The following is a 3,613-nucleotide window of genomic DNA, read 5'->3' on the forward strand; positions in this document are numbered from 1 at the left end:
GCAAATTTTCGCAAGGATTTCGGCGCAGACCTAGTCAAAAATTCTAGCTTTAGCGTCGAAGTAAGTTGCGGCACGAATTTAGGCTTAAACTGCGGGATGGATCGCAGAGAAATTTTAATCTCAAATTATAAAGCGGCGGATTGCGCGGTAAATTTAGACGCAAATTCTAATGACGCAGATGATGAAATTTTAAATGGCGGGCGCGGTGCAGACGTAAATTTTAAAAACATACGTAGCGCGAGTGCGAATTTAAAAAGCGGGTGGTCGTCCGCAAGTCCAAATGTGAACTTGGGCTTGAATGCGGGCGCGGATGTGAACTCAAACGCAAATTTAGACTTAAATCTGGACGCAGACCTCGCTTCAAGCCCAAACGCAAATTTAAACTCAAATGCAAGCGCGAATTTAGCCACTAATACGAGCCCAGATATGAACTCTAAAGCAAGCTCGAGTACCGATTGCGCAGTAAATTTAACGGAGCCGAGCTTAAACGCGAATTTAGCCGCACCAAACTCATGCGTAAATTTAGCCGCACGGAACTTGGGCTCAAATTTGACCGCGAATTCTGAGCTCAATGCAAGCGGCGAAAGTAAAAATCGGGGTCCGTGCGAGCGCGGCGCGGATAGAATTTCAACTATCAAAATTTACGACCACACTCACTTTTTTGCCGTGGCGGTAGATAGAAACGGCGCGCTCGTGTTAAATCCGGGCGAGATTTGCAGGCGCAAAAAAGCGGCTTTTCGGTGTGCCTGTGTTGTGGTGCAAGAGCGAAAATTGCGCGCATCTCGTCTCCGTTCGCAGCGCAAAGAACTATAAAGCGACCGAAAGGAAGTCTTGAAATGATACGAAAAGCCCCTGGACAGCCAGAGAAAATGCTAGAAAGATGCGAAAAAATTCTAAAACAGTGCGGAGAAAATCTAAAAGTATGCGAGGCCAAAGCGTATGAATGAAATTTATGTCCTAATCGCGCTATCGTTTTTGATCTTTGCTTCGCCATTTTTGGCTAGCTTAGCTAGAATTCCGCTCTCGCCTATGGAGATCATGCTTGGCATCATAGCCGCAAATTTAGGGCTTTTGCCGCCAAGCGCGACCTTCGATCTAGCCGCGCAGATCGGCTTTTGCTACCTTATGTTTTTGGCGGGCTGCGAGGTGGATTTCCGCGCGCTGCTTGCGATGCCGCGCAAAATTTTGCGGCTGATCCTAATCTTTTTGGCGCTGCTTTATATCCTAAGCGCGCTTGCGGTTTGGGTGTTTGAACTGCCGCAGATGCTTATCATCGCAGCGCCTCTGATGAGCGTCGGGCTGCTTTCGGCGCTGTATAAGGAGTACGGCAAGGATCAAGCGTGGCTCAATCTCGCGATGCCCGCGGGCGTGATCGGCGAACTCATCAGCATCGCCGTCCTTACGGTGGGCGGCATCTACCTTAAAAACGGCTTCGGCGTAGAGATGGCGCTTCATATCGGCGCGCTTTTGGGCTTTTCCGTGGCAGCCCTAGCGGTTTTTAAAGGGCTTGAAATTTTATTTTGGTGGTTCCCCGCGCTAAAAACGGTCATCATGCCCAAATACGACAAAAACGAAAAGGATGTGCGCTTTGCGATGGCGCTGTTTTGCCTAATCTGCGCGGGGGTGATGCTTTTGGGGCTCGAGGTTGTCATCGGCGCCTTTATCGCAGGCACCTTTCTGCCAACCTTTTTCTCTCACAAGGACGACCTCATCGAGAAGCTATCGTCGTTCGGCTTTGGCTTTTTGGTGCCGATATTTTTCATACACACCGGAGCCGTGATCAAGCTAGAAGCGCTTCTTATGCCCGGAGTGATGAGCTTTGCCGTAAGCCTAGCGGCGCTGATGTTCGGTATCAGGCTGCTTGCAAGCGCTACGTTTTTAAGCACTCTGGGGCGCAAAGGCGCGGCGCTTTTCGCACTATCGCTTTCTATGCCGCTAACCCTCGTCATCGCCACGGCGACGCTTTTTTACTCCACCGCCGCGATCTCGCAAGAGATATACTTCGCGATGATCATCGCCTCGCTGATAGAGGCGCTCGTGTCGATGATTTTGATAAATTTTATTTACAAGAAATTTTAGGGCGGGAATTTAAAAATTATAGGATTTCGGAATTTCAGAATTCTATGAAATTTGATCTGGTGCAGGATTAAAATAGAGTTAAATTTAAAGCTCTATTTTACGCCGCAATCGGTTAGGTCTTGTAGTTCCATAGTGTAGTTTGGGATTTGTTCCCGAGTAGAATAACCATACGCTTTTAATATTACATTCAACAGCTTAATTATATCGCTTGCCGACAAAAGAGATGTTTGCTTTGGATTTAGATTGAGCAGTTTCCAAATTCTATGGAATTTTTCGGGTCTCAATGCTTCGTCGATATCATAATCAAGAGTGACTTCAATAACTTCACCGTTATAATATAAAATCCAAATTCCTTTAGAATCAGTGCCATGGTCATAGTCTGGATCGGGAAAACTATAAATTTTCCACAGCCAACAATCCGCATCTCGATCAATAGTCCATCGCAGCTCATTAATAAAAGTCTCATAGTATGGATTATATTTGTAGTAAATCTTACTCAATCCATACTTCTCATCATCCTCTTTGGTGATGATTGCATTTTCAAATGCCACTCTCTCCTCCTCAAGAAATTTTAATAATTTTAGATTTTACGATCGGTTAGGTCTTGTAGTTCCATAGTATAATTCGACTCCGGTTTCCACAAATCACAGTCCCTATATACTTCCAAAATTTCTTTTAGTAGGCATAAAATGTCTTGCTTATTAAGACTTTGCGTATGATTTGGTTTTAAATCTAGGAGTTTCCAAATCCTATGAAATTCCTCTGGAACTAATTTCCTATTAATATTTACCTCATGATCTATAATCATCTCTATAATTTCACCTTTATGATATAATATCCAAATAGACTTTGTATCGTAATCGTGGTCGTGTTCATAGCCTGGGAAGCTATAAAGAAACCAAGCCCAGCAATCTCTCTCCCTATCGATAGTCCATCGCAGCTCATTAATAAAAGTCTCATAGTATGGATTATATTTGTAGTAAATTTCGCTCAATCCATACTTCTCATCATCATCTTTTGTGATGATTGCATTTTCAAATGCCATCTGCGCTCCTTGTAATTTAAAATTTAACGTGCAAGCGGAAATTTTAAGTGCAAATTTATGCGAAATCCGCGACGCAGCCGAAACGACAAGCATGGAAATTCCAAACTCGCCGCGCTTAAATATGGACCGGCGCACTTGACGCGACTGCCAGCCCTCGCTCGCCGCAGATATACTTGCTTCCGCTAGCCGCGGCAAAGCAAACGCGGCTCGTCAACAAAGCTAGCGGTAAAAATTAATCGTAATTCATCCGCAAAATGGCATAACTGCACGATTTGCGGACAGGTTAATAAAGCCAAAGCGAGCCGATTAAATTTTAAAATTTAGCTTGCGGCGCTTAAAGCCGACTTAAGCCTAGACGCGGTGCGGGCGGTGTGCCGCGACGCGGTATCTAAGCTTTAAGCTACATTAAGACCGGAATTTTGGTCTTTTGTAGGAAGTATTTCGACGCGCCGCCTAAAAAGATCTCCTTTATGCCGCTGTCTGAGTGTA

3 protein-coding genes and 1 pseudogene are annotated in these 3,613 nt (G+C 44.9%); 2 read left to right on the plus strand and 2 right to left on the minus strand.

Annotated elements, in window-relative coordinates; all coding sequences use genetic code 11:
* Both Q0257_RS06825 and Q0257_RS06830 read left to right on the plus strand, forming a co-directional pair.
* A pseudogene (locus Q0257_RS06825) lies at positions 1 to 813 on the plus strand (hypothetical protein); the annotation flags it as partial.
* Positions 814 to 939: 126 nt separating this feature from the next.
* Positions 940 to 2,079 carry a cation:proton antiporter gene (locus tag Q0257_RS06830; protein WP_298023224.1) on the plus strand — a complete coding sequence of 380 codons (1,140 nt, stop codon included), beginning with the start codon at positions 940 to 942 and terminating at the stop codon, positions 2,077 to 2,079.
* A gap of 92 nt (positions 2,080 to 2,171) precedes the next feature.
* On the opposite strand, the gene Q0257_RS06835 is transcribed toward Q0257_RS06830, so the two are convergent.
* The gene (locus Q0257_RS06835) at positions 2,172 to 2,630 is read right to left on the minus strand and encodes a hypothetical protein (protein WP_298023226.1); all 459 of its coding nucleotides are present in this window, start codon (positions 2,628 to 2,630) and stop codon (positions 2,172 to 2,174) included.
* Positions 2,631 to 2,659: 29 nt separating this feature from the next.
* Complete coding sequence (locus tag Q0257_RS06840) at positions 2,660 to 3,319, minus strand: hypothetical protein (RefSeq protein WP_298023229.1); 660 nt, start codon at positions 3,317 to 3,319, stop codon at positions 2,660 to 2,662.
* Between the last annotated feature and the right edge of the window lie 294 nt (positions 3,320 to 3,613).

The sequence above is a fragment of the uncultured Campylobacter sp. genome (genome assembly GCF_938018035.1).
GTDB lineage: Bacteria > Campylobacterota > Campylobacteria > Campylobacterales > Campylobacteraceae > Campylobacter_B.